General features: G+C 58.7%; 7 protein-coding genes and 1 pseudogene. 5 read left to right on the top strand and 3 right to left on the bottom strand.

The window, feature by feature from the left end; all coding sequences use genetic code 11:
* Nucleotides 1-139: 139 nt before the first annotated feature.
* The 3 genes and pseudogenes from CCR96_RS01085 to CCR96_RS01070 all read left to right on the top strand — a co-directional run bounded on the left by CCR96_RS01085 (nt 140) and on the right by CCR96_RS01070 (nt 1,324).
* The gene (locus tag CCR96_RS01085) at nt 140-646 is read left to right on the top strand and encodes an NAD-dependent epimerase/dehydratase family protein (RefSeq protein ID WP_201215223.1); all 507 of its coding nucleotides are present in this window, start codon (nt 140-142) and stop codon (nt 644-646) included.
* Nucleotides 625-1,019 (top strand): annotated as a pseudogene (locus CCR96_RS01075) (CmcI family methyltransferase). Before CCR96_RS01085 ends, CCR96_RS01075 begins: the two are co-directional and overlap by 22 nt.
* Before the next feature lie 92 nt (nt 1,020-1,111).
* Complete coding sequence (locus tag CCR96_RS01070; protein ID WP_201215222.1) at nt 1,112-1,324, top strand: hypothetical protein; 213 nt, start codon at nt 1,112-1,114, stop codon at nt 1,322-1,324.
* A 686-nt stretch (nt 1,325-2,010) separates the two neighbouring features.
* Here CCR96_RS01070 and CCR96_RS01065 read toward each other — a convergent pair.
* The 3 genes from CCR96_RS01065 to CCR96_RS01055 form a co-directional block, all read right to left on the bottom strand.
* Complete coding sequence (locus CCR96_RS01065) at nt 2,011-2,385, bottom strand: DUF5615 family PIN-like protein (protein WP_201215221.1); 375 nt, start codon at nt 2,383-2,385, stop codon at nt 2,011-2,013.
* A complete protein-coding gene (locus CCR96_RS01060) occupies nt 2,378-2,608 on the bottom strand; it encodes a DUF433 domain-containing protein (protein WP_201215220.1) in 231 nt (76 codons plus the stop codon). Before CCR96_RS01060 ends, CCR96_RS01065 begins: the two co-directional genes overlap by 8 nt.
* 99 nt (nt 2,609-2,707) lie before the next feature.
* A complete protein-coding gene (locus CCR96_RS01055; protein WP_242518288.1) occupies nt 2,708-3,046 on the bottom strand; it encodes an SAF domain-containing protein in 339 nt (112 codons plus the stop codon).
* Between the two features lie 41 nt (nt 3,047-3,087).
* Here CCR96_RS01055 and CCR96_RS24975 point away from each other — a divergent pair, with 41 nt between their 5' ends.
* Nucleotides 3,088-3,351, top strand: a complete 264-nt coding sequence (locus CCR96_RS24975; RefSeq protein ID WP_201215219.1) for a DegT/DnrJ/EryC1/StrS family aminotransferase — start codon at nt 3,088-3,090, stop codon at nt 3,349-3,351.
* Nucleotides 3,352-3,600: 249 nt separating this feature from the next.
* Nucleotides 3,601-4,726, top strand: a 1,126-nt coding sequence (locus CCR96_RS01045) for an Rpn family recombination-promoting nuclease/putative transposase (protein WP_201215218.1), incomplete at its 3' end; no start/stop codon positions are given.

Below are 4,726 nucleotides of genomic sequence, written 5' to 3'. Positions count from 1 at the left end.
CCCCGCATCCCCTACACCCAACCCTCCATCACCGAGCTGGAGGTCCGCTACGCCACCGACGCTGCCGCCAACGGCTGGGGTGAGCGCTGCAGTGCATCAACGGCAACTGGCTCGTGACTGTCTGTTGTACGTGTCCGCGATGATCCTGCTAACGGGTGCCAATGGTTTTGTCGGCCGCCAAGTGGTCCGATTCCTGGCGCTGCAAGAAACGCCGCTGAAACTCGTACTGCGCAAAGGCTCGCAGCGCCCAACCGATCTCCGAGAAACAGATGAGGTGATCGAGGCCCCTGACCTGTTTCAAGCCGAAAAAGCTTGGTGGGCTGAGGCGCTAACAGGCATCGACACGGTGATCGACTTGGCCTGGTACGCCGAACCCGGACACTACCTGACATCCCCGAGAAACCTCGACTGCCTAAACGGCACCATCGAGATGGCAAAGGCCTGCATCGAAACTGCTGTGCGCCGCGTTGTTGGCATTGGCACCTGTGCTGAGTACGATCTGAGCCAAGGCATGCTCCGCCCGGACTCAACACTCGACCCTCAAACCCTCTACGCCGCCTGTAAGGCATCGACATCGACATCGACATCCGCGCCCACAACCGCGCGGCCATCAAGGCCCACCCCTTGGCCAACCGCATCGACCTGATCCAGGGCTCGGCCATCGATCCTGAGATCATCGCCCGCGTACACGCCATGACCGACGGCCACCAACGCATCCTCGTCTGCCTGGACTCCAACCACCAGCCCACGTCCTCGCCGAGCTGGAAGCCTACGCCCCACTGGTCACCCCCGGCAGCGACTGCGTCGTCTTCGACACCATCACCGAAGACCTGCCCGCCGACATGTTCCCCGACCGCCCCTGGGGACCCGGCGACAACCCCAAGACCGCTGTGCACGAATACCTCAAGACCCACCCGGAGTTCGAGATCGACAAGCAGATCGACCACAAGCTGCTGATCAGCGTGGCGCCGGATGGTTATTTGAAGCGGGGTCGATCCCGCTTCACGACGCCGCGTTAAGGATTTGGCTGGAGCGCAAGCTGGCTGCGGAGCGACTTCATCCTGGCGAAAGCCTCCGCCATGACGTCCTCAAACTCACCCCGCGTGGTCTGTTGCGCTTGCTCGACCGTGCCGAAGGCATTTCGACGCCAGCCGAGGCGCTTGGTGAACTCGACAACATGCTCGGCGAACCCGCTTGGCTGAAGGACACGAAAGCCACCTGGACCCCGAAGACCTCGTGGCAAGACACGTTATCGACCTTCGGCAGTGCTGCGACCATCGTGCAAGGCTTGCCGGCCCTCCTGGGTATAGCGTGCGGAGGCTAAAGGAAATTAGGGGTGGTAAACGTCTGGGTACAGGCTCGAACCGGTATCGCAGGTAGTTCAGGTTCGGACCTCGTTAATTGGAAAACTAGGGATGTAACTCTATATGCTGCGTTCTTTTTTCCGTCTATTGGCATTTCTGTATGGTTTTTTGTAATCGTGACTTGCAGGCTATTTTGGATGAATTCCTACGTTCTAAGTATTCGCCTTATATTAGAGCACGGCGCAGTCGGTTAACGCTCAAAAGCGGTTATGGAGAGAAGTATTTCAATTTTTCTCCAAACCAAAATTTTGGTGGTCGTTCAATCAATGTTATTGTTGCTGCGGGTGGTGATTTTCAACTAGGTGCCTCTTTCGCAAAGGTTCGGGCTCGGGAGCCGGAGATTCCTTCACTGCAAAGAGTCGATATGAAGCGGCTTACATGTTCATACGTTTCTATGATCTGACGGAAGAGATCATCAGAGATCCGTAGTGGCTTGGGCAACACGCCGAGCAGTCCCTTTTCGACGAGGACCTAGGCGCCGGTATGGCAAAGCCGATTGCCTAATTCGATCTTGATCGGGCCAACAAAAGTCACCTTGCGTGCGCGTCCATCATCGGTGATGGCGACTTCCCGTTCCTGTTCAACCCCTAGTTGTATAGGCAGGCTCGACCCGGTACAGTCGCAGCCATGCCGATTTTCGCGCAATCTATCCGGCCGTCAAGATCCATTTTTCTTTGGTCTTCGCAAGGATCACCAGATGGTTAACCATGGCCATCGGGTTGGTCTTTTCCAGAAAAGGGATCAAAAGATCCAAGATGTTGCGTGACGTTGTTGGATTCACTTTGAGCCGAATTACCCCATGATGATATCTCAGTGGCAGAACAGCCCAATCACCAAAATGATTGTCCAGCGTGATCAGTATACGTTCATCCGCAATCGCCGTGGTAAGGATTTCACGATCATCCGCGCGTGATTGGCCACACTCAGTCGCCCGAATCACGTCATAACCAGCCTGCGTTAGCACATGCAGAACGTGGGTTTGAATCATTTGATCAAGGTACAGCCGATATTGGTCAGGCATGGACGTGCCGAATGTCCGCGTGATCGATATTGGCTTGCGCAAAAAACAGGGTTGCTTGAATATCGGCTCGCGTCAACTCCGGATAGTCCGTCAACAGCGCCTCCCAAGACTCCCCTTCAGCGATTTGCTCCAGCAAAAGACTCAATGGAATGCGGGTGCCTTTGATCACGGGTTTACCGTTGCAGATTCGAGGATCCCATTCAATTCGGTCAAAGTAGTTCACTCTTCGTTACCCTCTGTTAATCCGAGATTTGCATACGCCATCTGAGACTCGCGGCGCGGCCCAAGGGGTTTGGCTTTCATCACGCGCGGCCAAGGATCGTCAGCCACTGAGTTCATTCCAGGTTCCAGAAAAAGGGATTCTGGGCATCCTGACACAGCACAGCTCAATCAGTTCATCGATAGTATAGTCCCGACGCGCCATCCGTCCCACGACGTCATCCCAGCACATCGGCGAGAGGTTGGTGCCGGGGCGCTTGGCAGTGACGTTCTCCGGCGTGAAGGGCTCGCCGGCCTGGATCGGACGCGCGGCGACCAGAGACTTGCGGGCGATGGGCCTGTTTTTCGCCTCGCTGGGGCTCGGGCGCTTGACGCCGTCGCTCAGCGCCTGCTCAATATTGCGAATAGCACACACCATGGCGGCGAACTCGTCCGGTTCCAGGCTGGCCTTGTGGTCGGGGCCGTCATGGCCTGGATGCCCTAATGGCGTTCGCGCACGATGATCGACTGGCCCTGATCGAGGATGCGGCCGAATCGCTCGGGAGCCGTTATCATGGTCGCCAAACAGGTACCTTCGGCCTGCTCGGCACGCTCAGCCTCAACGGCAACAAGGCCATCACCACCGGCGGTGGTGGCGCCATCCTCACCGACGATGAGTGTCTAGCGGACCCACGCCAAGCCCCTGACCACGATCGCCAAGCGTCCGCACCGCTTGGAGTCTATCCACGATGTGAAAACCAGGGATGAAAACCAGGGACGTACCCCTAAATGCTGCGAGCTCGATTCAGGCGCTTCGGTGGAACTGCGGGAACTCGGACCCTGACGCTAAGGGAGCCTGCCAAGCCGCAATGTTGAGTCCATCGGTGGTGCGAGCAATCTCGGCGGCCAGGTCGTACTCAGAGACTGTTTCATAGCAAGAATCAGGGACGTACCACTAAATGCCGCAAGCGGCAGGCGGCTCGCCGTTAGGCTGCAATCCAAGTAAAGTCCACCGCCATGGATGAGATCAACAATCCGCACGACGTCTACTTCCGCGAAAGCTTCACCCGGCGCGAGATCGCGCAAGACTTCCTGCGCCAGCACCTGCCAGCTGAGCTGCTTGAGGTGGTGGATCTTGAGAGTCTGGAGATCAGCAAGGATAGCTACGTCTCCAAGGAGTTACGCGCGTCGTATTCGGATCTGGTCTATCGGCTGCGATGGCGCGCGCCCGATCAGGCCGATTCAGCGGCGCCCGAGCGGGCTGATCCCGCAGGGCCTGAGCAGGCTGATCCAGCAGGGCCTGAGCGGGCTGATTCAGCAGGGCCTGAGCAGGCATCGTCGCAAGGCGCTCGCCATCCGGTCGCGCCATCGCCGTCAGCAGAGCAGGGCGAAGCCGCTCAGGCCATGGCTGATCAAGCCGATGTGGCAGCGCGTGATCCGGCCGATGCGCCCGCCACGCTCGATCAAACAGCCGCGCCAGCCACTCTGGCACTCCACGTCTACATCCTGTTTGAGCACAAGAGCCAGACCGACGATTGGGTCTTGCTGCAACTGTTGCGCTACATCACGCTGCAGGGCGAGGCCTACCGCAAGCAGCATCCCGAGGCCAAGACCCTGCCGCCGGTCTACCCGCTGGTGCTCGATCACGGCCAGCGCCGCTGGCGCATGCCGAGCGACTTCCACGCCCTGATCCGGCCGCTGCCAGAGGCGCTCAAGCCCTCTGTGCCACAATTCCGCTACGCGCTGCAGGATCTCTCGCCGCGCAGCGACGCCGAAATCAAAGGCGATGTGCTGACCCGTCTGGTCCAGTTGGCGCTACGCTGGATCTTCAGCGACCAGCCGCTGGAGCATTTAGAGCGGTTGATCGCCTTGATCGACCAGATCGCCGATCGCGACACTGCGCTGCAGAGTCTGGAATCGCTGCTGCGATACGATGTCCAAGGGACACAACGGGTGGAAGAGGATGACGCCCGCCGCTTGTTGGAACAGACCGCACCGGGAGATCCCATCATGCAGATTCGGCCCCACCGATGCCCGGCTACGTCAGCAGATCCAAGAGGCCGATGCCGAGACACTGCTGGAGTGGTCCGATCGCATCCTGACCGCAGAAACCCCGGGGGCGGTGTTTCACTGAGCATCGCCA

The sequence above is a fragment of the Halochromatium roseum genome (assembly GCF_016653315.1).
Classification (GTDB): Bacteria; Pseudomonadota; Gammaproteobacteria; order Chromatiales; family Chromatiaceae; genus Lamprobacter; species Lamprobacter roseus.
The sequence above is the reverse complement of the archived record's forward strand: the minus strand, read 5'-3'. Positions and strand labels throughout refer to the sequence as shown.

Bases quoted from the DNA above. Each gene is read 5' to 3' on its own strand.
- CCR96_RS01085 (WP_201215223.1), top strand. From the start codon at position 140: ATGATCCTGCTAACGGGTGCCAATGGTTTTGTCGGCCGCCAAGTGGTC.
- CCR96_RS01065 (WP_201215221.1), bottom strand. From the start codon at position 2,385: ATGCCTGACCAATATCGGCTGTACCTTGATCAAATGATTCAAACCCAC.
- CCR96_RS24975 (WP_201215219.1), top strand. From the start codon at position 3,088: ATGGCGTTCGCGCACGATGATCGACTGGCCCTGATCGAGGATGCGGCC.